Source organism: Allobosea sp. 10L417 (genome assembly GCF_056395485.1).
In genome coordinates this window covers 177,972-203,490 of sequence record NZ_JBFTJP010000005.1, presented here as the reverse complement: position 1 = coordinate 203,490, position 25,519 = coordinate 177,972, and the positions used below count along the sequence as shown (strand labels likewise).

Below are 25,519 nucleotides of genomic sequence, written 5' to 3'. Positions count from 1 at the left end.
CGAGAGAATACGGGGAAATGACGTGACCAGCTTCCGAATGACCGAAATGACGTGGCTCGAATACCGCGATGCGATCGCGCGCGGCGCCACCCTGCTGGTTCCGGTCGGCGCGACCGAGCAGCACGGCCCGCATCTGCCCCTTTCAGTCGACGTCATCCTGCCGACGGCAGTGTGCGAAGGCGTAGCTGAGGGCGGCGGCTATCTCGTCGCGCCGCCGCTGGCGTATGGCTACAAATCCATGCCGCGCTCCGGCGGAGGGCAGCACTTTCCGGGCACGACGAGCCTCGATGCGGCGAGCCTGATCGCGCAGGTCAAGGACATCTCGCGCGAATTCGTACGGCATGGCGCGCGCAACATCGCGTTCATCGTTGGCCACACCGAGAATCTCTGGCATGTCAGTGAAGGATGCGATCTCGCCTACCGCGAGAACGCACGCCTCGCCGATGGCCTTCGCATTCTCAATGTCGGCTACTGGCAGTTCCTGCCCGCGGAAACCGCGACTGCCATCTTCGGCACGACGCAGATCGACTGGGACCTTGAGCACGCCGGCATCATGGAAACCTCGATGATGCTGCATCTGCGGCCCGACCTCGTCCATATGGAGCGCCTGGTCGAACATGCGCCGTCCCGCGTGCCGGGTTACGAGCTTTGGCCATACGACGTCGAAGCCGTTCCATCGGATGGCGTGCTCAACACCGCGACTGCGGCGACCGCGGACAAGGGCAAGCAATTCCTCGATGCCTATGTTTCCAGCCTGACACAGGCATTGAAGCAGGCGTTCGATCAAACTTAGAGCCGTCTGGCTTGGAGTTTGAGCGCCAGAGCGCTCTCCGGTGGTCGCGTACCCGCTCGGTGTCACCATGCGGGTACGCCCAGCGGCACGCCGGATGACTCGGCTCCGAGCTTTTTCACCGCCTGCGCGATGGTTAGACAGCAGGCTGGAAATGGAATTCCCACGACGCTCATCGGCTCGAGATAGCGGAAGGATTCCGGGGCCTGGTCGAAAGCCGTGCCCAGCATCTCCTTGACGCCGACGATCGCCAGATAGGGCGTCGTCTTGAACAGCACGATCATGTAGCTGGCGGCAGGTGCGACAACGACCTTCAGCATCTGCGGCGTCAGCACGAGCAGGTTGGTCTGCCAGCGATATAGCTGAAGTATTCTCGATCGCGATATTGCGTCGGAGGAGGCTCTCTATTTGCTCCTGGTAACGCGCGATATTCTGCGCCAGGAACGCGGCAGATAGTTGTACCCGCCCCTTATCAGATGGCATTCCATGAGCCCGTCGACGTCTCGAATGCCGGACTCGAACTTGGTGATGTCGTCGATTCCGTGGTGACCCGGTGTCACTTCGTGAACACGGTCACGCTGCTCGTTAGTTTCGCGAGGTCGAGCCTTGCTCCATAGCCCTGATATGCCCCAGGATGTTGATGTCGATCCGATCGAGCTTGTCATGTCCGGCCATGAGCTGCCTTGAGCTTACGGATCGAAGGGGAGGGCGAAACTCGCCTTCACCCGGTCCATCACCACCAGAGTCTTGAAGCCCTTGATGTCGGGATTCTCGTAGAAGAACCGGCGAGTGAAGCGCTCGTAGTCCTCCATGTCCCGCGCCGTGACATGCAGCACGAAATCCGCATCGCCGGTGACATAGAAGCCGATCATCACCTCCCTGGTCGCCCGGATCGAGGCCTTGAAGCGGTCGACGATGTCGGCCCGCTCGCGCTCCAACGTCACCAGCACCAACATCGAGAGCGGCCGCCCGACGGCGCGCGGCGAGACGATGGCGACATCGGCCTCGATCACGCCGGCATCGCGCAGGCGCTTGAGGCGACGCTGGCAGGCGGTGGCGGAGAGGCCGACGCGCTCGCCGAGCTCGGCCGTCGTCAGCCGGTTGTTCTGCTGCACCGCATCCAGAAGTCTGCGATCCAGGCTGTCGAGTTCGATCATGCTGAAAACCTGCGTTGTTTTGTCGACCTAAGCCGAAAATCATCGCGAAAGCGCGTGCTTCGACGGCATGGGACGCATTCTCTGCACTAGGGTCCTCGCGACTCAATCATCGAAGCGGAGGATGTGATGCAGGGTTTATCCGCGAAAGCGCTGAAAGAGCTGAAGCGTTCCGACCTGCTGGAGAGCCGGGCCTTCGTCGATGGCAGCTGGCGCGCGGCGGACGAGCAGATCCCGGTCGTCGATCCCGCGACGCAGGAAACCATCGCGACCATTGCTTCGCTGCCGCTGGAAGCCGTTGATGAGGCAGTGGCTGCAGCCGTCGCTGCTCAGAAGCTCTGGCGCGAGACCCTGCCTGTCGAGCGCGGCCGCTTGCTGCGCGACTGGGCGGCGGCGATGCGGCGCAATGTCGACGACCTCGCCGTGATCATGACCGCCGAGCAGGGCAAGCCGCTGGCGGAATCCCATGGCGAGATCGCCTATGCCGCGGCCTTCCTCGATTGGTTCGCGGCCGAAGGCGAGCGCAGCTATGGCGAGACCATCCCGAGCCATATGCCGGGCAGCCGACTCTCGGTGCAGATGCAGCCGATCGGGGTTGCCGCCGCGGTTACGCCGTGGAACTTTCCGAGCGCGATGATCACCCGCAAGGCCGGCGCGGCGCTGGCCGCCGGCTGTGCGATGGTGGTGAAGCCCGCTCCCGAAACGCCGCTCTCGGCGCTGGCGCTGGCGAAGCTCGCCGAGGAGGTCGGCTTCCCGAAAGGCATATTCCAGGTGCTCACCGGCGAGGCCGCGCCGATGGCGCATCGTCTGCTGGCGCATGCCGAGATCCGCGCCTTCTCCTTCACCGGCTCGACGGAAATCGGCCGCCTCCTGCTCGGCCATGCCGCGCAGACAGTCAAACGCACTTCGCTGGAGCTCGGCGGCCACGCGCCCTTCATCGTCTTCGACGACGCGCCGCTGGACAAGGCGGTCATCGGCGGCATCGCGGCGAAGTTCGCGACCTCGGGACAGGATTGTCTTGCCGCCAACCGGATCTATGTCCAGCGCTGCGCCTATGAGCGCTTCGTCGCGGCCTATGCCGCGGCGACGGCCCGGCTCAAGGTCGGTCATGGGCTGGAGCAGGGCATCGATATCGGCCCGATGACGCGCCCCTCCGTCGCCGCGAAATGCCGCGAGCAAATCGCGCAGGCGCTCGCCGCGGGTGCCCGCCTCGTCGCGGGCGGGCAGGACAGCCCGCTCGGCGGCAGTTTCGTCCAGCCTGCGGTGTTGGCCGACGTTACCGACGAGATGCTGATTGCCCGCGAGGAGACCTTCGGGCCGGTCGCCGCGATCCTGCCCTTCGATACGGAGGAGGAGGTCGTCGCCCGCGCCAATGCGACCGAGATGGGGCTCGCGGCCTACCTCTACACCGAGGATCTGCGCCGGGCGATGCGCCTGACCGACCAGCTCGAATACGGCATGGTCGCGGTCAACACGCCGAAATTCACCGGCGCGCCGATCCCCTTCGGCGGCTGGAAGCAGTCCGGTCTCGGCCGCGAGGGCTCGCGCCACGGCCTCAGCGAATATCTCGAAGCGAAATATGTCTGCTTCGGCAATCTGGCAGCGTAATCAAGGAGATGAGACAATGACGATTGACGTCGCGGCGATCGGCGCGCTGGATCGCGCCAGCACCCTGCACCCCTTCACCCAGCTCAAGGACTTCGCCACCGGCAAGCTCGGCGAGCCCACCATCGTCGAGACCGGCAAGGGCATCCGTATCCAGGATGCGACCGGCCGCAGCTATATCGACGGCTTCGCCGGGCTCTACTGCGTCAATATCGGCTATGGCCGCACCGAAGTCGCCGAGGCGATCTCCCGGCAGGCCTATCGGCTGGCCTATTACCATTCCTATGCCGCCCACACGACCGACGAGCTCGCCATCCTATCCGATCGCCTCGTCAGGATGGCGCCGGGCAGGATGAGCAAGGTCTTCTACGGGATGTCGGGCTCCGACGCCAACGAGACCCAGGCCAAGCTCGTCTGGTACTACAACAACCTGCGCGGCCAGCCCCGCAAGAAGAAGATCATCTCGCGGCTGCGCGGCTATCACGGCTGCTCGGTCGTTTCCGGCTCGATGACCGGGATGAGCTTCTATCACGACCATATGGATCTACCGTTTTCCGGCATCCTCCACACCGGTGCGCCGCATCATTACTGGGGCGCGCAGCCCGGCGAGACCGAAGCCGAATTCTCGCTGCGCCTCGCCTCCGAGCTTGAGGAGCTGATCCTGCGCGAGGGGCCCGAGACGGTCGGTGCCTTCATCGGCGAGCCCGTGCTCGGCACGGGCGGCATCACGCCGCCACCGGAAGGCTACTGGTCTGCGATCCAGGCGGTTTTGCGCAAATACGATGTGCTGCTGATCGCCGACGAGGTCGTCACCGGTTTCTGCCGCATCGGCACGCCCTTCGGCTCGCATCTCTACGGTATCGAGCCGGACCTGATCACGGTCGCCAAGGGTTTGACCTCAGCCTATTTCCCGCTCTCCGCCGCGATCGTCGGCGAGAAGGTCTACAAGGTGATGGAGGAGGGCGCGGACCGCGTCGGCGCCTTCTCGCATGGCTACACCTATTCCGGCCATCCGATCGGCGCGGCAGCGGCGAATGCGGTGCTCGACATTGTCGAGACGGAGGATCTGGCGGGCAAGGCGCGCGATGTCGGCGGCTATTTCCAGGAGCGGCTGAAGGCGGTCTTCGCGCAGCTCCCGATCGTCGGCGAGGTCCGCGGCGTCGGCATGCTCGGTGCGCTGGAATTCGTCGCCAACCGCGAGTCGAAGACGCGCTTCGATCCCGCTCTCAAGGTCGGCGCCCGCATCTCCAAGGCGGCGCGCGATCGCGGGCTGATCGCCAGGGCCATGCCCCATGGCGAGATCCTCGGCTTCGCGCCGCCGCTGGTCACGACCCCCGACGAGATCGACGAGATCGTCGCCATCGCCGAGAAGGCGGTGCGGCAGGTGATGGACGAGCTTGCTCGCGACAAGGCCGCGCTCGCCTGAGATGGCGCTCCCATGCGCTCAGGCCATGAAAAAAGGGCCCGCCGATCAGGCGGGCCCTGCGAGGCGGGGAGAGTCGTCCGGCCCAGCGGCGTCAGGCGTTCACCAGCTCCCGCTTCATCTCTTCCATGTCCTGGAAGCGATCGGCGAGGCGGGGATGGGCGCGGCTGTTGTCGGCGGCGCCGATCGCGACCAGCACCTCGTCGGCGGCCGGGGCATCCGGAATCAGGAACTGGGCGGTGAGGAAGTGGGAGCGCTTGCCGGTCTCGGTCTTATGGATCATCGGCAGGGAGATGAGCGCGCCCGGTGCGTTACGCGTGTTGGTGAAGCTCAGGAAGGCCGTGCCCTTCACCGCGTCGCGGAACATGTTGCCGAAGCGCAGCGTGTGGATCAGCGCCGAGGCGTGCTCGATCTCGCCGTTGGTACCGACGGCGGCAGCCTTGCCATAGGCCTCGACCTGCTCGGCCGGCATCACGGCGACGAGGCGTTTCGTCAGCTCTTCGCCGAGCCGGGGCGCGATGCGCAGGATCTCGGGGCGCAAATTCTCGACGAATCCCTTGCCCGCCCAGGGGTTGTGCAGCACGGCGGCCACGACGACGAAGCGCACCGGCTTGTCGGCGGCCTTGCCACCCTCGATGAAGGTTTCCTCGACGAAGGTCGAGATCTTGCGAAGGCCGTAATCCATGGCGTGTCCACCTGTTGCGATCGTGAATGGATGGAGCAGCCTAACGATGCCATTCCCGGATCGTCTTCCATCGGAACGCGGGAAGAAACTCATGGATCGACCTGCGATGCGGCGTAAGATCATCTGCGGTCGGTAGGGAGAGACCCATGGCGGATCAGGCCTCGCAGATGCGTTCGTTGCGCGATGTCGCAAGCCGGATCAATTCGGGCGGCGATCTCGACACGGTGCTCCGCGATCTCATCCGCGCGGCCTGCGAGCATGGCGGCTGGGCGCTGGGGTCGATCATGGCGATCGACGCTCCGCATGGCGACGCTCATGTCGTCGTCCGCCATGATCCGACCTTGCTGCGCCGGCGTCTGGAGGATCGTTGGGAGCTGGCCACCAGCCCCGCCCTGATCGCGCTCCAGCGCAATGAGCCCGTCTACATCCGGGACGCGCGCGCCTCGGAGGAGTTTCCGGGCTATCGCCGGGAAGCCTTCGAACGCGACTACCGCACCGTGCTGGTGCTGCCGATGAGCTGCGCAGACGCGCAGGGGCGGGCCATGGTGCTGAACGTCGTCTCCCGCGACATTCAGGACGTCTCGGCCGACGACCTCGCCTTCATGAGCATGATCGTCCATCTCGGCGGCATCGCCGTCGAGCGCGAGCATCGCCTGCGCGCAGAGCGCCAAGCGGCCGAGCAGTTGCAGAACGCATTGCAGACCCAGACCACGCTGCTGCAAGCGGTTCTGTCGGGCGGCTCGACCGCGGCGCTCTCGACATTGCTGGCCGAACTGCTGCCGGAAGCGATCCTGGTGGTGGATTTCGCCGGAAACGCACTCGCGTCCAGCCGCTCGCCGGCGCCGCTGCATTTCGACGATGCCGCCTGGCAGCGGGCGCTCGACGGCGCGATCGGCGCCCAGATCACGGCCGCCGCACGCGACGCCGTGGCAGTGGGCCGCACCGAGCCTCTGGTTCTGCGCCTCGACGTTGGAGCTCAGCGGCTGCAGATCACGGCGCGGATCGAGGCGCTCGATGTCGATGGGCAGGCTGTCGGCGCGCTGGTGATCTTTCCGGAAGCCGGGGAGGGCGCCGGCGATCTCCGGCGCCTGCTGCTCGACAGCGTGAAATTCGCCTTGAGCGTGCAGATGATGCGCAGCGTCATCCGCTTCCGCTTCGAGACGCGCACGCTGACGGAGCTCTTCTTCGAGATCGTCGAACGGCGCTGGCGGGATGCCGACGACATCGTCCAGCGCGGCCGCCGGCTCGGGCTGGCGCTGGGCGCTCGGGCCCGGATGATCGTGGTGGATTTTCCCGACGGCCCGTCTCTGCCGGCCGATATCAGCGTCGACTGCCATCACGCCGTGACCAGGCTCGCGCGCCAGATGAACCTGCCAGTCAACGTCATCGCTGTCGGCGGCGGGCTCGTCTGCCTCGTTCCCGAGGAGAAGAGCGGCGAGACGGAGCGCGCCGGAAAGCTGGCGCGCCGCATGGTCGAGGTGCTCCGCCACAGTTTCAGCCGCGAGCCGATCGCCGTGCTCGGTGGCATCTGTGACGGGCTCGAGAGCTATCCCAAGGAATGGGATCGCTGCTGGCGGATGATCCGCATCGCGCGTTCCTTCGGGCGCAGTGGAACGTTGTCAGCCTTCGATTTTGGCCCGATGCCGATGCTGATCGGCGCCGCGGAATCGGTGGATGTACGCAGCTTCGTCGACGGCGCGATCGGTGCGGTGATCGCGCATGACCGTAAGCACGACACGCCCTATCTGGCGACGCTTGCGGCTTATCTGCGCGAGGGCTGCCGCGCCCAGGCCTGCGCCGATGCGATGGGGCTCCACGTCACGACGTTGCGCTACCGGCTCTCGCGGATCCAGGATCTTTTCGGCATCGACCCGGAGACCGCCGACAAGCGCTTTGCGATCGAGCTTGCCATCCGGCTGCACGGTGTCATCGAGAACACCGAAGCGACGGTGGCCTGAGGCGAAACTCGCTTCCACCGATCCGGCGAAACATTTCCGGAATTTGTCCAGCTATTCCTAGGAAGCGAACGGCAGCCTCGGCGCCTAGCCTCTTACCACGATCCCGCATTGATCGAGGTGAGGCGGATGCTCGCTCCCGCGGAAAAGACAGCAACGGCAATCGATCCGGTCGCGCTGCGACGCGCTTTCGGAACCTTCGTCACCGGCGTCACCGTGATCACGACGCGCGATGCCGAGGGGGCACCCCGCGGCATGACCGCGAACTCCTTCACCTCGGTTTCGCTCGATCCGCCCCTGCTTCTGGTCTGCGTCGGCAAGAGCGCCCATAGCTACGGCGCCTTCAACAGTTCCGGCGCCTTCGCGGTCAATCTCCTGCACGAGGCGCAGACCGATATCTCGAACCTGTTTGCCTCAAAGGCCGCGAACAAGTTCGACACGATCAATCATGACCACGTCCATACCGGCGCGCCGGTGCTCACCGATTGCCTGACCTGGTTCGACTGCACCGTGCATAGCCGCGTCGATGCCGGCGATCACCTGGTGCTGATCGGCGAGGTGCAGGCCTTCGGTACGAGCCCTTCCGCGCCGCTCGGCTTCTGCCGCGGCCGCTATGCGAATGTGAAGGATCCGCTGCCGCCGGGCTGGCTTGAATCCCAGGGTATGATCGTCGGTTATCTGATCGAGTCCGACGGCAGGCTTTTGCTGCGGTCGGACGGCAAGGGCGGCTGGGTGCTGCCGAGCGCGAAGCGCCGCATCGCCGATAGCGAGCTGAAGCTCGATGGTGGCGAGGCGCTGACGCTCCTGCCCGACGACACCTTCCTCTACTCCGTCTTCGACGTCACCGACGGCGATCCGGGCTACCTGATCTACCGCGCCCGCCTCGCACAGGCAGCGGCCTCGCAACCGCTTTCCGCCGGCTTGCGCTTCTTCCCGATCGACCAGCTTCCCTATGACGAGATTCCGACCCGGGAAATCTCTTCGATGCTGCGCCGCTACGTCCGCGAGAGCGCCAGCAAGCGCTTCGGAATCTACATGGATTCCGATGATGGCGGCCGCCTCGCCATGGTCGGCGATGCGCAGCCCTGGGCCAACCTTCCGCAAATCTGAGCTGGCAGAGCGACCATGAAGACGACCGTCAAATCTCTCGAAGGTTCGCGCCAGGGCCTGTTCATCGATGGCGCCTTCGTCGCGCCCAGGAGCGGCGCCTACGTGGCGTCATACGATCCGACCACGGCCGTGCCCTGGTACGAATTCGCCCAGGGCGACGCCCATGATGTCGACGCCGCCGTGCGCTCGGCCAGGGCCGCCTTCGTCAACCCGGCCTGGCGCCGGATGACGCAGACCGAGCGCGGCAAGCTGGTGCGCCGTCTCGGCGAGCTTGTGCTCGCGAACGCCGATGAGCTCGCGATGATCGAGTGCCGCGACAACGGCAAGCTGCTCAAGGAGATGCGCGCCCAGATGCGCGCGATCCCGGACTCCTATTTCTACTTCGCCGGCATGGCCGACAAGCTTCAGGGCGATACGATTCCGGTCAACAAGCTCGACTCGCTGAATTTCAACCTGCGCGAGCCTCTTGGCGTGATCGGCATGATCATTCCCTGGAACTCGCCGTTGATGATGCTGACGGGCACGCTGGCGCCTTGCCTCGCCATCGGCAACACCATCGTCGTGAAGCCTTCCGAGCACGCGACCGCCTCCAGCCTCGCGCTGGCCGAACTCGCGATCGAGGCCGGAATTCCGCCCGGCGTGATCAATGTCGTCACCGGCGACGGCGCCACCACCGGCGAGGCGCTGACGCGCCACCCCGGCATCGCCAAATACGTCTTCACCGGCTCGACCTTCACCGGCCGCAAGATAGCGGCCAATGCCGCGCACCACCTCGCTCCCTGCCAGATGGAGCTCGGCGGCAAGTCACCTCACGTCATCTTCTCCGATGTCGATATCGATCGCGCGGTGAACGGCGTCGTCTCCGGCGTCTTTGCCGCCGCGGGCCAGACCTGCGTCGCGGGCTCCCGCTGCTTCGTCGAGCGGCCGATCTATGACCGTTTCGTGGAGGCGCTGGTCGAGCGCACGCGCCGCATCAAGGTCGGCCATCCGCAGAGCGAAGACACCGATATCGGCCCGGTCGCGCTCGCCTCGCAGCTCGCCAAGGTCGAGGACTATGTCGGGGCCGGCGTGCGCGAGGGTGCGAAGGTCGCGGTCGGCGGGCGGAAGCCGCAGGACGGCGAGCTGGCCCGCGGCTGGTATTTCGAGCCGACCGTCATGGTCGAGGCCCGCAACGACATGCGCTTCATGCGCGAGGAGATCTTCGGGCCGGTCGTCGGCATCGTGCCGTTCGAGACCGAGGCCGAGATGATCCAGCTCGCCAACGACACCGAATACGGCCTCGCCTCGGGCATCTGGACCAAGGATATCGATCGGGCGATGCGTTTCGCCCGCGAGATCGATGCCGGCACCGTCTGGATCAACACCTACCGCTCTGCCGCCTACATGTCCGCCAATGGCGGCATGAAGAACAGCGGCTATGGCCGCCGCGGCGGCTTCGAGGTCATGCGCGAGTTCTCGCGCCTGAAGAACGTTCTCATCGACTACTCGGGCGCCATGCAGGACCCGTTCGTGATCCGCCTGCGCTGAGCGGCCCACGGCATGAGCCAGAACGACGGAGGAAAGCCATGAAATTCGCCGTTTCCATCAGCATGGAGCGCTTCTCGCCGGGGGAGTCCATGCAGGACGCCGTCAGGAACTTCCGTGCGCTGGCGAAAGTCGCCGACGAGGGCGGTTTCGAGACGCTATGGACCGCTGAACACCACACCATCGAGTGCACGATCTCGCCGAACCCCTTTCAGACGCTGACCTGGCTCGCCCAGCATACCGACCGCATCCGGTTGGGCACCGCGACGCTGGTGGCGCCCTACTGGTCGCCGATCCGCCTCGCCGGCGAGGCGGCGCTCTGCGACCACCTGACGGGCGGGCGCCTGGAATTCGGCATCGCGCGCGGCGCCTATCAATACGAGTTCGACCGTATGGCCGGCGGCATTCCCCAGCAGGAAGGCGTCGCCTTCATGAAGGAGCTGGTCCCGGCGGTGCGGAAGCTCTGGGCCGGTGACTACGAGCATGACGGCCAGTACTGGAAATTCCCGCTCGCCACCTCGGTGCCCAAGCCCTTGCAGCAGCCGCACCCGGCGATCTGGGTGGCGGCACGCGACCCCGGCACCTTCGACTGGGCGGTGGGCATCGGCGCCAATATCCTCTCGACGCCGCTCTCGGCGCCGCCGGCCGAGGTCGGGGTGCTCGGCGAGAAATTCCGCAAGGCGGTGGCCGATCACCCGGAGCGCCCGCGTCCGCGCCTGATGATGCAGCGGCGCACCTGCGTCTACGACCGGCAGGCGGATTGGGAGCTCGCCGTGCGGCACTCGGTCGACTATGGCGGCTATTTCGAGAATCTGATGCAGAACAGCGGTGCGGTAAGGAACGGTTTCCCCGAGGCCATTCCGTTCGAGACCATCGCCAACCGCGACAACTACAATCCGCAGGCGGTGCGCGACAATCTGATGTTCGGCACGCCGGACGAGATCATCCGCAAGCTGCAGGTCTACGAGGATGCCGGCGTCGACCAGTTCGCGCTGGGCCTCTCCTTCAACCTGCCTTTCGCATTGCAGATGAAGACGCTGCGGCTCTTCATCGACGAGGTGATGCCGCATTTCGCCGCCCGCGAGCGCGAGAAGACCAAGGCGGCGGCGCAGGCTCCGCGCCTGGCCGCGGTCGGGCACTAAGGCGATGGCTGGCGCGACATTGCCTGCCCGGCGTGCCGAGCCGGCGCGGGGACCGCAAAGCCTGACCGTCGGCGGCGTCACGCTGAATTACCGGATCGAGGGGGAGGGCGAGCCGCTGATCTGCATCCACGGCGTCGGCTCCTATCTCGAGGCCTGGGAGGGCGTGGTCGAGCGCCTCTCAGACCGTTTCCGCATCCTGAGCTTCGACCTGCGCGGCCATGGCCGCTCGAGCAAGCCGCGCGGCCGCTACGAGATCGACGATTTCGTCGGCGACGTGCTGGCACTGGCCGATCATACCGGGTTCGGCAGCTTCAACCTCGCCGGCTTCTCGCTTGGTGGGCTGATCGCACAGCGCCTGGCGCTGACGCATCAACAGCGCATCCGCCGCCTCATTCTGCTGGCAACCGTCGCCGGGCGCACCGAAGAAGAGCGGGAACGTGTCGCCGCCCGACTTACCGCCCTGCAGGCGGGCGATCGCGGCTCGCATTACGACGCCTCGCTCTCGCGCTGGCTGACCGAAGACTTCCAGGCGAAGAACCCGGAACTCATCGCCAAGCTGCGCCAGCGCAATGCGGAGAACGACCCGGAGTGCTATGCTGCGGCCTATCGCGTGCTGGCCCAAACGGATTTCGGCGGGCTGCTCGACCAGATCCGCGTGCCCGTCCTGATCGCGACCGGGGAAGAGGACGCCGGCTCCAATCCGCGCATGGCGCGCTACATGCACGAGCGCATTTCCGGCTCGAAGCTGCACATCCTGCCGGGCCTGCGCCACTCGATCCTGACCGAGGCGCCCGAGCAGGTCGCCGGGCTGATGCGCGGCTTCCTCGGGGACGGCAGGGAGGAGCGGCAGCCATGATCGTCGAAGAACGCATCTACCGGATCCGCAACGGCCGGATGGGCCGCTATCTCCAGTTGGTCCGCGAGGAAGGGCTGGCGATCCAGCAACCCATCCTCGGCCATCTGGTCGGCTATTTCACCACCGAGATCGGGGCGCTCAGCCATGTGACCCATCTTTGGGCCTATGCCGATTTCGAGGACAGGACGCGCCGGCGCCGGCAGCTCGCGGACGACCCGCGCTGGCAGGCCTTCCTGCCCAGGCTGTCGGAGAACATCGAGCAGGCCGAGAACCGGATCCTGCTGCCGACGGATTTTTCGCCGCTCCGCTAGCAGCGGCCGCCTGCGTTTTCCTCCAGGGGGACGAGGGAGAGGAACGTTCCTCCATCGGATCGCAGGAAGACGCGTCATCCCCGCCGGCACTTAATGGTGTCGGCAGGCAGGTCGAACAAGCCCGATCAATCGGGCGCCGAGAAGAGGGGGCCGGACATGACCGAGCGACTGCAAATCCAGAATCTGTACAAGATATTTTCGAGCACGCCGCGCCCGGCGCTGGAGATGCTCGCGAAGGGCGGCAACAAGAACGAGGTCTTCGAGAAGCTCGGCGCGGTGGTCGGGCTCAACAACGTCTCGCTGAGCGTGCCCGAGGGTGCCATGTACATGGTCATGGGCCTGTCGGGCTCGGGCAAGTCGACGCTGGCCCGCTGCATCAACCGGCTGAACGAGCCGAGCGGCGGCAAGATCCTGCTCGACGGGCGCGACATCGTTCCGCTGGGCGAGGAGGAGCTACGCGAGGTGCGCCGCACCCGCATCTCCATGGTTTTCCAGCATTTCGCACTGCTGCCCAACAAGCGCGTCATCGAGAATGTCGAATTCGGCCTGAAGCTGCGCGGCATTGCGCCGGGCGAGCGGCGCCGCCGCGCCGAGGAGGTGCTGAGCGTCGTTGGCCTCGGCCGCTGGGGCTACCACTTCCCGCATGAGCTGTCGGGCGGCATGCGCCAGCGCGTCGGCCTCGCCCGCGCGCTGGCGACCGACGCCGACATTCTGATCATGGACGAAGCCTTCAGCGCGCTCGACCCACTGATCCGTACCGAGATGCAGGACGAATTGCTGCGCCTGCAGCGCACGCTGAACAAGACGATCCTGTTCATCACCCATGATTTCCAGGAGGCGCTGAAGCTCGGCACCCGCATCGCCATCATGTCCGATGGCGAGCTGGTGCGCGAAGGCACGCCTCAGTCGATCGTGCTGGAGCCGGGCAGCGACTATGTCGCCGCCTTCACCCGCGAGGTCGACCGCGCGCGGCTGTTCGATGCGCGTTCCGTGATGCGGCCGGGCGAGCCGATCCTGCAGTCGGAGCGCGGAGCGCTGATCGGCGAGGCCGGCGGCGCCGGCTTCGTGCTCGACCGCGAGGGCAAGGTGCTCGGGACGCTCGACGCCGAAGCTTGCGGGCAAGCCCGTGCGGGCGGCGAGATCGCGGCCCCGAGCGGCGACTATGTCAGCGTCCCGCCCGGCGCGAAGCTCCTCGACGTGGCCCGCAGCTATCGCGACGGCCGCCCGATCGCGGTCGTCGACGATGACGGCAAGTTCATGGGGTCGCTCGGCGCCGACGACATCCTCGCCCGCATCTCATCCACCACTCCCAAGCCCGCTTCGGTCGGAGAGCATCATGCTTAAAGCCGACGATCTCGCCGTTTTCCCGATCGACGCCTGGATCCAGCAGGGCGTCAGCTGGGTCGCGCTCAATCTGCGGCCGATCTTCCTCGCCATCAAATGGCCGGTCGAGAACCTGCTGAGCCTAAACGACTGGCTCCTCCACGCCATTCCGTTCCCGCTCTTCGTGGTCGGCTTCTTCCTGCTGGCCTGGCGGCTCTCCACGCCCGGCATCGCGATCTTCAGTGCGGTCTCGCTGATCGTGATCGCCATGCTCGGCGTGTGGAACGAGGCGATGACGACGCTCTCGCTGATCTCGACCGCCATCGTCTTCTGCGCCGTCATCGGCATTCCGATCGGCATCTGGTGCGCGCGCAGCGACCGGGTCTGGAACGTCGTCCGCCCGATCCTCGACATCATGCAGACCACGCCGAGCTTCGTTTATCTCGTGCCGGTGGTGATGCTGTTCGGCGTCGGCACCGTGCCCGGCGAGGTCGCGGTCGTGACGGCGGCGGCGCCCCCGCTGATCCGCTTCACCAATCTCGGCATCCGCATGGTGGAGCACGAGATCGTCGAGGCCGGTCTCGCCTTCGGTGCGGACAAGCGCCAGCTCCTCTTCGAGATCCAGCTGCCGCTGGCTATCCCGACCATCCTCGGCGGCCTGAACCAGACCGTCCTGACGGCGATGGTGCTCTCGGTGGTCGTCGCCATGATCGGTGCGGAGGGCCTCGGCCTCGTCGTGCTGCAGGGCCTTGGCCGCCTCGATGTCGGCCGTGCTGCCGTGGGCGGCATCGCCATCGTGCTCCTCGCCATGGTGCTCGACCGGATCACGCAGAAGCTCGCCGCTCCCAAGGCCGGTGGCAGGGCAGCTGCACGCGCCTCGTTGCTCGGCGCGGTCGCGCGGCTGTTCAAGGGCGGTCGGCCGGACGAGACCGTCCAGGCCGTGGCACCGGTGAAGCAGGCGCTCTGAACGCGTTGCGGAGCCTCCACGCCGCGGGAGGTGCTCGCACTCAAGGAATGGCCGGGACAGCGCAGCGTTCCGGTTTTTAAGACCCGTCGCAAGGGCGGGCAGGGGAAAGCAACCACGGCCGGCACGGTCGACGACGAGGAGAACAGTTGATGACCATGACCAGATTGAAGATGCTGACGGTGGCAATGGCCGCTGGCGCGCTCGCCTTTGCGGCGGCGCCTGCTCAGGCGCAGGAACTGCCCGGCAAGGGCAAGACCGTGCGCTACGCCCAGAGCGACAGCCTCGGCGCCAACTACGTCACCGCCCAGATCGTGATGAAAGCGCTGAAGGAGCTCGGCTACGACGTCAAGCTCAGCACCGTGAACACGACGCTGTTCTTCCAGGCGGCGGGGCAGGGCGATCTCGACCTTGCGACCGACGTCAACTTCCCGCAACGCGAGCCGGGCTTCCGCGCGGTGGAGAAGGATGCCGAGATCGTCGGAGGCGGCATGATCGTCGGCGGCGGCATCAACGGCTACCYGATCGACAAGAAGACCGCCGACGCCCACAACATCACCTCTCTGATCCAGATGAAGGACCCCAAGATCGCGGCGCTGTTCGGCAAGGACGGCAAGGCCGACCTGATCAACTGCGATCCCGGCTGGTCCTGCGGCGACGTCGTCGATTTCCAGCTCGACAAGTTCGGCCTGAAGGACAACGTCAAGTCGATCCGCGGCAAGTACGAGGCGCTGATGGTCGAGGCCGTGGCCCGCGTGAAGCGCGGCGAGCCGGCCTTCTTCTATGCCTGGAGCCCGTCCTGGGTGAACAACGCGCTGGTTCCTGGCAAGGATGTCGTCTGGCTGCCGACGCCGGAGGACGCGCTGCCGCCCTCCGTCCCGAACAAGGGTTCGGCCCTGGTCAAGGGTGTCAAGGGCTGCGCCGGCGGCGCCGATCCCTGCCGCATGGCGATGGCCTCCTGGAACTGGGGTTCGGTCGCCAACAAGAAGTTTATCGCCGCGAATCCGGCTGTGAAGGCGCTCGTCGAGAACATGAAGTTCCCGCTCGAGGACTGGTCCCACTGGGAGTTCAATATCAACAAGAACGGCGGCAGCAACGCCCTCATCACGAAGATGGCCGAAGAATGGGTCGGTGCGCACAAGACCCAGTTCGACAGCTGGGTCGCGGCCGGACGCGCTGCGAAGTAAGCGAAGGCGATATTTCAACGCTTTGGAAGGGCGGGGCCGGTTTCGGCCTCGCCCATTTTTTCGAACTCGGACTGTTGAGCAGCAGCCATAAGCCTCCGCAGAAACTGCTGCGGCGAGGCTGCCCTCACACGAGAATAGATCCACGGCAACATCGTGCGACCAAAGTTGATAAGTGCAGCGCCCTGTTTCATTTGCCTGAACCTAGGCTCCGCGAATTCACATTCAGTTGATCGATTGCTTTCCCCGAAACGTCGCCTTGAATTGATCTAAACGCAGTGTCCCTATGTCGGTCTGGGCGTTATGGGCATCGGCTTAGGATCGCCTCATGCAGACTGTGGAATGCGCCGTCTCGACCGTCGATGCTTTGGTAGCGGTCACCAAGGACCCGGGTATCCAGCGAATCGTCGTTCACGGCAGTCTGGCGAACGTGCCGTCGATCCGTCTGTCTCCCGGGCAGAGCCTCGGACGGATCGAATTGCGCGGCGTCACGACGACTGGCTGCGTTCGGATCCTCGCCCGCGACAAGGTTCGCGCAGGCCATGTCGATGTGAACGGGCTCGATATCATCGCGGCCGATGCTCGGAGCGAGACAGAACGCCCGCACGGATATGGCGTCTATGTCATCACCGGCGCGTTCGAGATCGAGTTCGCCGGCGGCATCAAGACTAACGGAGCCGGCGTAGCTCCCGTCGAACAACATGGCGCGATCGAATCCCTGCGCGTGAGCGGCGGCTTGGTTGCCGCCGGCGGAGGCTTCGACAGAATCTGACGGGGTGCCGGGTCTCCCCGCGCGATGATCGGAGGAGGAAAGCGATGTCCAGCGAACCGATCCGCGATCCCGTCAAGGACCATCTGCTGACGCCAGAGAATGCGGCCTTCATCATCATCGACGACCAGCCGGTGCAGGTGAAATCCGTCGCCTCGATGGACCGCCCGTTGCTGATCGCACCACTATCAATTCTTGGGAAGATGTCGAATTCCGCAAGGCTGTCGAAGCAACCGGCCGCGAGAAGCTCGTTTCGGCCGCGGACTGAGCGGCCTCAAACCGCCGCGCCTAAATGGAGGTTTCGATGACCGTACATAAAGTTGGCTACCTTATCGGCAGCCTCGCCAAGGGATCGATCAATCGCAAACTCGCGAAGGCGTTGGTCCAACTTGCGCCCCCGGAGTTAGAAATGTCGGAGGTGTCCTTCAAGGATCTGCCGCTCTACAGCTACGACTACGATGCTGATTTTCCGCCTTCTGCACGCGCCTTCAAGGATGCCCTCGCTGCCGTAGAGGCCGTCCTCTTCATCACGCCGGAGTATAATCGTTCGATCCCCGGCGGGTTGAAAAACGCAATCGACTGGGCCAGCCGCCCCTATGGCAAGAATTCGTTCACGCGCAAGCCATCTGCAGTCATCGGCACGTCGCCCGGCGCGATCGGAACGGCCGTCGCCCAGCAGAGTCTACGCAGTGTGCTCAGTTTCTGTAATTCGCCGCAGATGAACGCTCCTGAAGCCTATATTCGCTTCACTCCGGGCCTGATTTCCGATGATGGTGAGGTGAGCAATGAAGAAACCGAAGATTTCTTGCGAAACTATATGACCGAATTCCATACCTTCATCGCAAGGGTTCTTTCAGTCCTGCCTCCGGACGCGTAGGGGGCGGACTATTCCGACGCCGACGCTGTCGGCTCAAATCCGCCGGCGTCGCGACTGCAACATCGGACATGTGTCATGCAGGCTTCAAAAGCGCATCCTGATCCTGGCCGCCGGCTTCTGCTTTTCGGACTTGTTTCGGCCTACACGGCATCCTTGATCCCGTGGGCGCTGGCTCAGGAAGCGACGGACGCAGACCATGGCGCGTTCCTGGCGCTGTCGGCCATCCTGGCAGGGCGCCCGTCGCTCGACGCGGCACAGTCCCTGCGTCTGTTCGGCGCCCTTGTGGCCGACGATCCCGGTTTTCCTGCTGCAACGAAGGCGCTGCTCGACATGATCGAGCAGCGCAAGATCGATCCCATGCAGTTGCAGAAAACTTTGGACGACGAAAAGTCGTCACTGGCGCCGTTGCCGACCCGGATCGTGACGGCCTGGTACATGGGCATCGTTGGGGACGGGACCAAGGCGCGCTGCCTCGCCTTCGAGACGGCGCTTAATGCGCAGACCGTCGCCGACGTTTTGAAGCCGCCGACCTATGCCTACGGCGCCTATGGCAGTTGGGCGCGAAGCCCGATCTGAGGAAAACACGATGGCCGATACGCTGTCAGCGGACTTCGTCGTCATCGGATCGGGGATCATCGGTTCGCTGGTCGCTCGCAAGCTTGCGCTCGCCGGCGCGTCGGTTCTCATTCTCGAAGCCGGCCCACGCGTCACGCGCGGCGAGCTGGTGGCACGCTTCCGCAATTCGCCGCGCCGCAGCGACTGGATGTCGCCTTACCCGCCCGCGGCCTGGGCACCGCATCCGATCTATCAGCCGGAGCCGAACAACTATCTCGTACAGGCCGGACCCTACCCCTACGCCGCCGAGTATGTTCGGCAGGTCGGCGGCACGACATGGCATTGGGCGGCCCAAGCCTGGCGCAATCTGCCCAACGATTTCAAGATCAAAACCCTGTATGGCGTCGGCGTCGACTGGCCGATGAGTTATGACGACATCGAGCCCTTCTACCAGGAGGCCGAGGAGATCATGGGCGTTTCGGGCGCGCCCGACACCGGCTCGCCGCGCAACAAGCCTTTCCCGATGGAGCCGGTCGCCGAGCCTTTTGCCATGCGCCGCCTGCGAGAGCGGCTCGCCTCCGACTACCCGGTCGTGACCAACACCACGGCGCGCAACAGCCGGCCCTATGACGGCCGGCCGGCCTGCTGCGGCAACAACTCCTGCCAGCCAATCTGCCCCATCGATGCCCAGTACCATGGTGGGCTCGCGGCGGCCGCCGCCGAGACGGCCGGGGCAAAGCTGGTTCCCAACGCCAATGTCTACAAGCTCGAACATGACGAGAAGGGCCGCATCGCGGCGGCGCTTTACTACGATCCCGACAAGGTCTCGCACCGGGTCACCGGCAAGACCTTCATAGTCGCTGCCAACGGCATCGAAAGCCCGCGCCTGCTGCTGCTGTCGGCCAGCGGCAAGTTCCCGAAGGGCCTCGCCAACAGCTCCGACATGGTCGGCCGCAATCTGATGGATCATCCGAGCACCTCGCTGACCTTCGACGCCGACGAGGAGGTATGGCTGGGACGGGGACCGCAAAGCCCGAGTTCGATCAATACGATGCGCGACGGCGCGTTCCGCTCCGAGCACGCTCCCTACCGGCTGGATTTCACCAACATCTCGCGTGTCGATGGTGCCACGAAAAGTCTAATCGCGGCCGGCGTTTATGGTACGGAACTGGAGAAGCGCCTGCGCTACAGTGCGGCCCGCGAGATGAACGTGAAGAACGTGCTCGAGGTGCTACCGGACCCCAAGCACCGTATAACCCTGAGCTCCGAGAAGGATGCGATGGGCATTCCGAAGCCCGAAGCGCATTATGCGATCGCCGACTACACGAAGCGTGGTCATGAGCGCTCCCAGCAGGACTTCCGCCGCATCGCCGAACGGATGGGTGGGACCAACCTGCGCTTCAGCAGGGACGGCGACTTCGCCAACAACCAGCACATTTGCGGCACGCTCAGCATGGGCAGCGACCCCAAAACCTCAGTCTGCGATCAATGGGGACGTGCGCACGACCACGAGAACCTCTTCCTGGCGAGCACCGGCGTGCTGCCGACTTCCGCGACCTGCAACTCGACGGAGAACGGCCTGGCCGTCGCCCTGCGCTCGGTCGCGCATATTCTGGGGCGGAAGAGCGCCTCGCTTGCCGCTCCGATGAGCGAAGCGAAGACATGAGCCGCGCGATGCATCGCCTGTTTTCCGGTTTCGCGCTTGCCCTGGCGTTGTCCGTGCCCGGCACGTCAGACGCGCAGCAGTCCACCGGGGCCGCGGTCGATCAGATCGCGCATGGAAAATACCTCGCCACGGCATCCGATTGCATGGCCTGCCATACGGCGCCCGGCGGCGCGGCCATGGCCGGCGGCCTTTCCATTGCCACGCCCATCGGCCCGATCGTTGCCACCAACATCACGCCGTCGAAGGCAAACGGCATCGGCAATTACACGCTTGAACAGTTCGACGCCGCGTTGCGCAAAGGCGTGCGGGCGGACGGCAGGCAGCTCTACCCAGCGATGCCCTATACCTCTTATGTGCAGCTGTCCGACGACGACGTCGCCGCGCTCTACGCCTATTTCATGAATGACGTGGTGCCGGTCGAAACCCGCCCTGCTGAAACGAAATTGCCGTTCCCGTTCAACATCCGCCTGTCGATGGCCGCCTGGAACCTGCTGTTCCTCGACAAAGGCCCGTTCAAGCCCGATCCCGCGCATAACGCCGAATGGAACCGGGGCGCCTATCTCGTGCGTGGGCCGGCGCATTGCGGAAGCTGCCATACACCGCGCAATCTGTTCATGGCGGAAAGGACGTCGAGCGAAATGGCCGGGGGCGAGGTTGGCTTCTGGCATGCGCCCAACATCACATCCGACCCCAACAGCGGGATTGGTGGATGGACCGTCGAAGAACTGGTCACCTATATGCGCGACGGCCACGCTTCAGGAAAAAGCCAGGCCGCTGGCCCGATGGCAGAAGCAATCGACTACAGCTTGCGGTTTTTGACCGAGGAGGACCTGAAGGCGATCGCGGTTTACCTTAAAACGGTTTCGCCTATTCGTGACCCGGCCGACACGAAGCCGGTCTTTGACTGGGGCGTACCGTCAGATGAGCTGGCTAGCATCCGCGGCGTGGCGCTGCCGTCGAACCCGGACGCCATGAGCGGTCCGCAGATTTACGATGCTTATTGCGCAACCTGCCACCAGGCGCAGGGACAGGGCAGCTTTAAGGGCGGCCTGCCGTCGCTGCTGCACAATACCGCGTTGGGCAGGACCAATACCAACAATCTGGTGATGGTCATCCTGGATGGGCTGCGCCGCCAGCCGGATGTTTTTATGCCGGGCTTCGCCAAGGAGCTTTCGGATACGCAGGTTGCAACCCTGAGCAACTATCTGATCCAGCATTTCGGCAACCCGGCGGCCAAGGTCTCTGTCGAACAAACAGCCTCGGTTCGGAGCGGAACAACAAGCACCGTCCTCGTCACTCTCGCGCAGACGGCCATGGCGGCGGGGGGGCTTGTCGTGATTGGCCTTATCAGTTGGTTCCTTGTGCGGCGGAATAAAAGCAGGCGCACAGCGCAGATCCGAGGATAATCTCATTTTTGACTGTTGCGCATGCAGCACTGGCAGCATTTGGAAGATTAGGAAGGTGATGGCGACGTGACTCCGGGATCGCGACCGCGAGATAGGATGCCGGCGTTACGCTGACGGAATGCGGTTAGATTCAGGTCAACTGGCACCTCGAAACAATCGAAGATTTCGCGATCGCGATGGTCGATGAGCTCGAGCCTCCTGCCAACAGCCGCAATCGCTTCACCGGCGGATACTAGCCAAGGGCAGCGTCAGAAGGAGATTATGATGGCTGGGCATGACTCCTCCCGAAGTGCATCTGCAGTCCTGGCGGACATGGCCAAGCTGCTGCCCGATCTCGAGGCGCTCTACAAGGACGTTCACGCCCATCCCGAACTGTCGATGCAGGAGACGCGAACCGCGAGCCTCGCCGCGGACAAGCTCAGGAAAGCCGGCTTCGAGGTGAAAACTGGCGTGGGTAAGACGGGCGTGGTCGGATTGCTTCGCAACGGCGAGGGGCCGACGGTCATGCTCCGGGCCGACATGGACGCGTTGCCGATCGCCGAGAACACTGGCCTGGACTATGCCAGCAAGGTCACAGCGACGGATGCCGAAGGCAGCACCGTCCCGGTGGGCCATATGTGCGGCCATGACATGCACGTCGCCTGGCTGGTTGGTGCGGCGACGTTGCTGTCACAGGCGCGCGGTGCCTGGAAGGGCACGTTGATGGCCGTCTTCCAGCCCGGCGAGGAAACCGCGCAAGGCGCTCGGGCGATGATCGATGACGGTCTGCTTCAACGTTTCCCAACGCCCGATGTCGTGCTTGGCCAGCATGTCATGGTCGGCCCCGCCGGCAGCGTTGCCGGAAGCGCTGGACCGATCACGTCCGCTGCGGACAGCCTGCAAATCCGCCTGTTCGGGCGCGGCGCACACGGGTCTATGCCGCAGGCCAGCATCGATCCCGTCGTCATGGCGGCATCCGTGGTCCTGCGGCTCCAGGCTATCGTGTCCCGCGAGGTTGCCGCAAACGACGCGGCAGTGGTCACTGTGGGCGTGCTACAGGCAGGCACCAAGGAAAACGTCATCCCCGACGACGCCGTCATCAAGCTCAATGTGCGTACGTTCGACGAAGGCGTGCGCAAGCATGTGCTCGCCGCCATCGAGCGGATCGTCAACGCTGAGGCCGAAGCCTCCGGCGCGCCGCGCAAACCGGAGATCACGCCGCTCGATCGCTACCCTCTGAACGTCAATGACGAAGCCGCCAGCAACCGCATCGCCGCAGCGTTTCGCGGGTATTTTTCGCCCGATCGGGTGAAGCATACTGGTCCCGCCCCTGCGAGCGAGGACTTTGGTTGCTTCGGCACCGCATGGCAGGTGCCTTCGGTATTCTGGTTCGTGGGTGGCAACGATCCCAAGGTCTATGCCGAGGCCAAGGCGGCCGGCAAGCTGAACGAATTGCCGGTCAATCACAGCCCGCAATTCGCGCCGGTTCTGCATCCTACGCTGGAAACGGGCGTCGAGGCACTGGTTGTCGGAGCGCTCGCTTGGCTGGGCGCAAAAACAACATGAACCGCTCTACCCGATTGCACCGGAGATCAGTCTCATTTGAATGCTGTTCGGTGCTTTCGTCCGGATGCGCCAGGATTTCGCGGGCGGATTCGTCATGATCGCGATCGAAACCTTTGTGCGAATTCTCGACCTGGGAGGTACCTTCGTTTTCGCGATCAGCGGGGCGGTTGCCGCAGTCAATCGCCGCCTCGATATCTTCGGTATCCTCGTCCTATCGTTCGTCACCGGCAATTTTGGCGGCATCACTCGTGACGTCCTCATCGGCGCCATCCCGCCTGCCGCTCTGACGGATTGGCGGTATCTGCTGGTCTCAGTCCTGGCCGGGCTCATCACCTTCTTCTGGTATGCCGGCGTCGACAAGCTGCGTAGCCCCGTCCTCCTGTTCGACGCGGTGGGCCTTTCGTTTTTCGCAGTGGTCGGTGCACAGAAGGCGCTCGAGTTCGGACTGAACCCGGTGATGTCAGCGCTTCTGGGCATGATGACCGGAATCGGCGGAGGCATGACGCGCGATGTTCTGCTTGCGGAGATTCCACACGTGTTGCGTTCCGATTTATACGCCGTCGCAGCGCTGACCGCCGCGTCTTTCGTTGTTATCGGCCATATGCTCGGCCTTTCCTATGGCGTTTCAGCGCTGGCTGGAGCCGCCGTGTGCTTCGGCCTTCGCTTCATGGCGATCAGGCGTGGTTGGCATCTTCCGATTGCGCATCTCTGCGCGCAGCGGCGTGCCGAAAGAGATAATTCGGACGAGGAGCGACGGCGATGAACGCCCCAATTTGCTTCCTCTACTAGGCGAACGTTCAGGGGGAAGCGAAAATACAGCTGCACCGCATGGGCGATGATCGCCGGCGGGGAACGATGGCCCGTGTAGATGATGGGCGGAAGACCTATACGGTTACTCGACCAATGAGGAGGTCGATGTCGTCGCGATGGCGCGCCGCGCCGGCCATGCCATCGGGCTTGCTAATTTCGTTGCAACCAAACCCCTGTCTGATCCCCCGGTCCGAGGCGGCGCGCGCATACCGCCGGCCGGCGCATCGACACCGCCCGCCAAATCCGGTCGCGTTCAGGGAGCCCGAGGCCGCAGCGGCGGTGCACCGGCCAAGCCCCCCAGCCTCGCATCGATCGAGTATTTGCCTGCTCCCGTGACGTAGAGCAGGAAGAGGCCACCCATGATGCTGACGTTCTTGTAGAAGTTGATCATGTTCTCATAGTCCTCGGCCCCCGCCATGGTCCAGAAGGGATGACCGATGAACGCGCTGGCAATGGTGTAGAGTGCCAGCACCACCGCCAGGGGCCGTGTCCAGACACCAAGAATGACTGCAATGGACACGAAAAATTCGACCACGATCGCCACGAGGGTGGCAATCATCGGCAGGGGAACGCCGATCTGCGTCATGTAGGCAACGGTCCCGGAGTAATCGGTGAGCTTGCTCCAACCGAATATCAGGAACAGCAGAGCAAGCAGGATTCGAGCAATCAGAATGACCTCATCCTTGATCCTCTTGGCGCCGAAGTCGGTCATGATCCGCCTCCATGTTCATCGGTGGGTTGCGATCTCTGCCGGGTGCCCTCAACCACTCTGATTTTACTCCCTTTTGGATTCCGGAGTAGGGCTAATTGCGCCTTCGAAACTGAACGCCTCGATGACTTCTTCTGCGATTGGCCGATCCAGATGCCCGAGCTCGTCGTGTCGCAGATCTGCCACCCGCGGATAGATGCCGATGCCGGCCATCGCTGGCTCCGTGCACTGGTATTCGAAGCGTTCCGCAAGGGTCCTTAACCCCACGCGAAGCCCGCGGCCGCCGCCAGGGGAACTTGGGGCCGATGGTCAGCGCCGCGCTTTGCAATGCTTTCAGCACGACCAAGGCCAAGGTCAACCACCGGGTCGCGCCAAAAGCGGAATCACGATCTGTCCCGGGAGCGGGCTTTCCTGATGTCAGCCACGGGGCAACTCGGCTACGCGATATCTGGTCAAACTGAACCGCTCGAAAGCGGACATTCCGAATGCCGGGTATCGGCCATCAGCGGAAGCTCCGTGGGTAGCCAAACTTGATCCGCTTGGCCTCTCCAGCCAAAAAAAGGATAGCGGTTGTCAGCGGGGAGGGGACAGGGAAGTGGACGGCGACGCAGTGAATGGCTTCCAAGCCAACGCGCACAATCGCATGCACGACGCCTTTCTGAACCAAAACAAGCGCGCGTCACTAAAGGGGTGGCTGGACAAGCTTTCTAAATGGTGAGGACTCGATCAATTCCGGGGACTGACACACACAGTGGACAAAATGTGCCGCATAAAAACCTTCTAGGGCGGCGCCCGACGGAGTTCGGGGCCTGAATTGGCCATTTTCTTTCATGTCCGGGAGGCTTGCCAAGAGCCTCCCGCCCGGCGGCCGTTCTTGCGCAGAGCAGGGCCTGCTGACGATCAGCGATGGCGCCAATGCGGCGGACGCCGGCGCTGACGACGATGCCGCGGCGGCTGTCCGTGCTGGCGCTGGCGGTTGTAGTGCAATTGCGGCCGCTGCTGGCTGAAGGCGGCGTCGGCCTCGTCCAGCGCGCGAGCGATCTCTACCGTGACGGGCCGATCATCGCCGGGGAGAAGGCCTGTCTCGGCAGCGGCACTTTTCGGCGCCAGGCCGACGCCGCCTAAAAGGCCCAACAGGAACAGGCGCCTGTCCATC

General features: G+C 64.5%; 25 protein-coding genes and 2 pseudogenes. 21 read left to right on the top strand and 6 right to left on the bottom strand.

Going from position 1 to position 25,519, the window contains the following annotated elements:
• Nucleotides 1-22 precede the first annotated feature (22 nt).
• Nucleotides 23-793: a creatininase gene (locus tag AC1DE3_RS15090; RefSeq protein WP_476778423.1), complete on the top strand. Its 771-nt coding sequence runs from the start codon at nt 23-25 to the stop codon at nt 791-793.
• A 62-nt stretch (nt 794-855) separates the two neighbouring features.
• Here AC1DE3_RS15090 and AC1DE3_RS15085 read toward each other — a convergent pair whose 3' ends face one another.
• Nucleotides 856-1,110 carry a hypothetical protein gene (locus tag AC1DE3_RS15085; protein ID WP_476778422.1) on the bottom strand — a complete coding sequence of 85 codons (255 nt, stop codon included), beginning with the start codon at nt 1,108-1,110 and terminating at the stop codon, nt 856-858.
• A gap of 369 nt (nt 1,111-1,479) precedes the next feature.
• On the bottom strand, nt 1,480-1,947 hold the full coding sequence (locus AC1DE3_RS15080) for an Lrp/AsnC family transcriptional regulator (RefSeq protein ID WP_476778421.1): 468 nt from the start codon (nt 1,945-1,947) through the stop codon (nt 1,480-1,482).
• A 126-nt stretch (nt 1,948-2,073) separates the two neighbouring features.
• Here AC1DE3_RS15080 and AC1DE3_RS15075 point away from each other — a divergent pair, with 126 nt between their 5' ends.
• Entirely contained in the window at nt 2,074-3,552 is a 1,479-nt protein-coding gene (locus tag AC1DE3_RS15075) for an NAD-dependent succinate-semialdehyde dehydrogenase (protein ID WP_476852514.1), read from the top strand.
• 16 nt (nt 3,553-3,568) lie between these two features.
• Nucleotides 3,569-4,975, top strand: coding sequence for an aminotransferase (locus tag AC1DE3_RS15070; RefSeq protein WP_476852513.1), 1,407 nt, complete (start codon nt 3,569-3,571; stop codon nt 4,973-4,975).
• Between the two features lie 91 nt (nt 4,976-5,066).
• Here the strand turns inward: AC1DE3_RS15070 and AC1DE3_RS15065 are convergent, their stop codons facing one another.
• Nucleotides 5,067-5,657, bottom strand: coding sequence for an amino acid synthesis family protein (locus tag AC1DE3_RS15065; RefSeq protein ID WP_476778418.1), 591 nt, complete (start codon nt 5,655-5,657; stop codon nt 5,067-5,069).
• 146 nt (nt 5,658-5,803) lie between these two features.
• Between AC1DE3_RS15065 and AC1DE3_RS15060 the strand changes: the two genes are divergently transcribed.
• The 17 genes and pseudogenes from AC1DE3_RS15060 to AC1DE3_RS14980 all read left to right on the top strand — a co-directional run bounded on the left by AC1DE3_RS15060 (nt 5,804) and on the right by AC1DE3_RS14980 (nt 23,607).
• Entirely contained in the window at nt 5,804-7,615 is a 1,812-nt protein-coding gene (locus AC1DE3_RS15060) for a helix-turn-helix domain-containing protein (protein ID WP_476778417.1), read from the top strand.
• Between the two features lie 126 nt (nt 7,616-7,741).
• Nucleotides 7,742-8,722 (top strand): flavin reductase, encoded by a 981-nt coding sequence (locus tag AC1DE3_RS15055; protein WP_476778416.1) that lies wholly within the window; start codon nt 7,742-7,744, stop codon nt 8,720-8,722.
• Nucleotides 8,723-8,737: 15 nt separating this feature from the next.
• Entirely contained in the window at nt 8,738-10,249 is a 1,512-nt protein-coding gene (locus AC1DE3_RS15050; protein ID WP_476778415.1) for an aldehyde dehydrogenase, read from the top strand.
• A 38-nt stretch (nt 10,250-10,287) separates the two neighbouring features.
• Nucleotides 10,288-11,388: an LLM class flavin-dependent oxidoreductase gene (locus AC1DE3_RS15045; protein ID WP_476778414.1), complete on the top strand. Its 1,101-nt coding sequence runs from the start codon at nt 10,288-10,290 to the stop codon at nt 11,386-11,388.
• Nucleotides 11,389-11,392: 4 nt separating this feature from the next.
• Nucleotides 11,393-12,244, top strand: coding sequence for an alpha/beta fold hydrolase (locus tag AC1DE3_RS15040; protein ID WP_476852512.1), 852 nt, complete (start codon nt 11,393-11,395; stop codon nt 12,242-12,244).
• On the top strand, nt 12,241-12,555 hold the full coding sequence (locus tag AC1DE3_RS15035; protein WP_476778413.1) for an NIPSNAP family protein: 315 nt from the start codon (nt 12,241-12,243) through the stop codon (nt 12,553-12,555). The genes AC1DE3_RS15040 and AC1DE3_RS15035 overlap by 4 nt, the downstream gene beginning before the upstream one ends.
• Nucleotides 12,556-12,711: 156 nt before the next feature.
• Nucleotides 12,712-13,899, top strand: coding sequence for a quaternary amine ABC transporter ATP-binding protein (locus AC1DE3_RS15030; protein ID WP_476778412.1), 1,188 nt, complete (start codon nt 12,712-12,714; stop codon nt 13,897-13,899).
• Nucleotides 13,892-14,845 carry an ABC transporter permease gene (locus tag AC1DE3_RS15025; RefSeq protein WP_441513213.1) on the top strand — a complete coding sequence of 318 codons (954 nt, stop codon included), beginning with the start codon at nt 13,892-13,894 and terminating at the stop codon, nt 14,843-14,845. The genes AC1DE3_RS15030 and AC1DE3_RS15025 overlap by 8 nt, the downstream gene beginning before the upstream one ends.
• A 149-nt stretch (nt 14,846-14,994) precedes the next feature.
• Nucleotides 14,995-16,029 carry a glycine betaine/L-proline ABC transporter substrate-binding protein ProX gene (gene proX, locus AC1DE3_RS15020; protein WP_476852511.1) on the top strand — a complete coding sequence of 345 codons (1,035 nt, stop codon included), beginning with the start codon at nt 14,995-14,997 and terminating at the stop codon, nt 16,027-16,029.
• 325 nt (nt 16,030-16,354) lie between these two features.
• On the top strand, nt 16,355-16,798 hold the full coding sequence (locus tag AC1DE3_RS15015; RefSeq protein WP_476778411.1) for a hypothetical protein: 444 nt from the start codon (nt 16,355-16,357) through the stop codon (nt 16,796-16,798).
• Between the two features lie 44 nt (nt 16,799-16,842).
• A pseudogene (locus AC1DE3_RS15010) lies at nt 16,843-17,057 on the top strand (hydrolase); the annotation flags it as partial.
• Nucleotides 17,058-17,099: 42 nt separating this feature from the next.
• A complete protein-coding gene (locus AC1DE3_RS15005) occupies nt 17,100-17,672 on the top strand; it encodes an NADPH-dependent FMN reductase (RefSeq protein ID WP_476778410.1) in 573 nt (190 codons plus the stop codon).
• A 75-nt stretch (nt 17,673-17,747) separates the two neighbouring features.
• Nucleotides 17,748-18,248, top strand: a complete 501-nt coding sequence (locus AC1DE3_RS15000; protein ID WP_441513217.1) for a sugar dehydrogenase complex small subunit — start codon at nt 17,748-17,750, stop codon at nt 18,246-18,248.
• A 10-nt stretch (nt 18,249-18,258) separates the two neighbouring features.
• Nucleotides 18,259-19,893 (top strand): GMC family oxidoreductase, encoded by a 1,635-nt coding sequence (locus AC1DE3_RS14995; RefSeq protein ID WP_476778409.1) that lies wholly within the window; start codon nt 18,259-18,261, stop codon nt 19,891-19,893.
• Entirely contained in the window at nt 19,890-21,299 is a 1,410-nt protein-coding gene (locus AC1DE3_RS14990; protein WP_476778408.1) for a c-type cytochrome, read from the top strand. The genes AC1DE3_RS14995 and AC1DE3_RS14990 overlap by 4 nt, the downstream gene beginning before the upstream one ends.
• A gap of 312 nt (nt 21,300-21,611) precedes the next feature.
• Entirely contained in the window at nt 21,612-22,844 is a 1,233-nt protein-coding gene (locus AC1DE3_RS14985) for a M20 family metallopeptidase (protein WP_476852510.1), read from the top strand.
• A 40-nt stretch (nt 22,845-22,884) separates the two neighbouring features.
• On the top strand, nt 22,885-23,607 hold the full coding sequence (locus AC1DE3_RS14980; RefSeq protein WP_476852509.1) for a trimeric intracellular cation channel family protein: 723 nt from the start codon (nt 22,885-22,887) through the stop codon (nt 23,605-23,607).
• A 14-nt stretch (nt 23,608-23,621) separates the two neighbouring features.
• Here the strand turns inward: AC1DE3_RS14980 and AC1DE3_RS14975 are convergent.
• The 3 genes and pseudogenes from AC1DE3_RS14975 to AC1DE3_RS14965 form a co-directional block, all read right to left on the bottom strand.
• A pseudogene (locus tag AC1DE3_RS14975) lies at nt 23,622-23,732 on the bottom strand (IS6 family transposase); the annotation flags it as partial.
• A gap of 175 nt (nt 23,733-23,907) precedes the next feature.
• Nucleotides 23,908-24,366: a DoxX family protein gene (locus AC1DE3_RS14970; RefSeq protein WP_476852508.1), complete on the bottom strand. Its 459-nt coding sequence runs from the start codon at nt 24,364-24,366 to the stop codon at nt 23,908-23,910.
• Nucleotides 24,367-24,429: 63 nt separating this feature from the next.
• Nucleotides 24,430-24,576, bottom strand: a complete 147-nt coding sequence (locus tag AC1DE3_RS14965) for a hypothetical protein (protein WP_476778404.1) — start codon at nt 24,574-24,576, stop codon at nt 24,430-24,432.
• Nucleotides 24,577-25,278: 702 nt separating this feature from the next.
• Here AC1DE3_RS14965 and AC1DE3_RS14960 point away from each other — a divergent pair.
• On the top strand, nt 25,279-25,488 hold the full coding sequence (locus tag AC1DE3_RS14960) for a hypothetical protein (protein ID WP_476778403.1): 210 nt from the start codon (nt 25,279-25,281) through the stop codon (nt 25,486-25,488).
• Nucleotides 25,489-25,519 lie beyond the last annotated feature (31 nt).